The 1,198-nt window shown below is 71.6% G+C and carries 1 protein-coding gene; it reads left to right on the top strand.

The genetic code is table 11. The annotated features are described in order from the left end of the window. Window positions 1-2 precede the first annotated feature (2 nt). Window positions 3-1,198: acetyl-CoA C-acetyltransferase (locus ACZ6SQ_RS38355; protein WP_469570690.1), on the top strand; the 1,196-nt coding region annotated here is incomplete at its 3' end.

Below are 1,198 nucleotides of genomic sequence, written 5' to 3'. Positions count from 1 at the left end.
ACGTGAGCACCGAAGCGTACGTGTACGACGCGATCCGCACCCCGCGCGGTCGCGGCAAGGCGAACGGCGCCCTGCACGGCACGAAGCCCATCGACCTGGTCGTCGGACTCATCCACGAGATCCGCGACCGCTTCCCCGGCCTGGACCCCGCCGCCGTCGACGACATCGTGCTCGGCGTCGTCGGCCCGGTCGGGGACCAGGGCTCCGACATCGCCCGGATCGCGGCCATCGCCGCCGGGCTGCCGGACACCGTCGCGGGTGTCCAGGAGAACCGGTTCTGTGCCTCCGGCCTGGAGGCCGTCAACCTGGCCGCAGCCAAGGTCCGTTCGGGCTGGGAGGACCTCGTCCTCGCGGGTGGCGTGGAGTCCATGTCCCGTGTGCCGCTCGGCTCCGACGGCGGCGCCTGGTTCGCCGACCCGATGACGAGCATCGCCACCGACTTCGTGCCGCAGGGCATCGGGGCCGACCTCATCGCCACCATCGAGGGCTTCTCGCGGCGTGACGTCGACGAGTACGCGGCCCTGTCGCAGGAGCGTGCCGCGGCCGCCGTCAAGGACGGCCGTTTCGCCCGTTCCGTCGTGCCGGTCAAGGACCGGTCCGGGCTCACGGTCCTGGACCACGACGAGTTCCTGCGCCCCGGCACCACCGCCGACTCGCTGGCGAAGCTGAAGCCGTCCTTCGCGGACATCGGCGAGCTGGGCGGTTTCGACGCGGTCGCGCTGCAGAAGTACCACTGGGTGGAGAAGATCGACCACGTCCACCACGCGGGCAACTCCTCCGGCATCGTCGACGGCGCCTCCCTCGTCGCGATCGGTTCCAGGCAGGTCGGTGAGCGCTACGGGCTGACCCCGCGTGCGCGGATCGTCTCCGCCGCCGTCTCCGGCTCCGAGCCGACCATCATGCTCACCGGCCCGGCCCCGGCCACCCGCAAGGCGCTCGCCAAGGCGGGCCTGACCATCGACGACATCGACCTGGTCGAGATCAACGAGGCGTTCGCCGCGGTGGTCCTGCGCTTCGTCAGGGACATGGGCCTGTCGCTGGACAAGGTCAACGTCAACGGCGGCGCCATCGCGCTCGGCCACCCCCTCGGCGCCACCGGCGCGATGATCCTCGGCACCCTCGTCGACGAGCTGGAGCGCCAGGACAAGCGCTACGGCCTCGCCACGCTCTGCGTGGGCGGCGGCATGGGCATCGCCAC

It is taken from the genome of Streptomyces sp. NPDC048600 (assembly GCF_055587025.1).
This window is presented reverse-complemented; position numbering and strand designations above follow the sequence as displayed.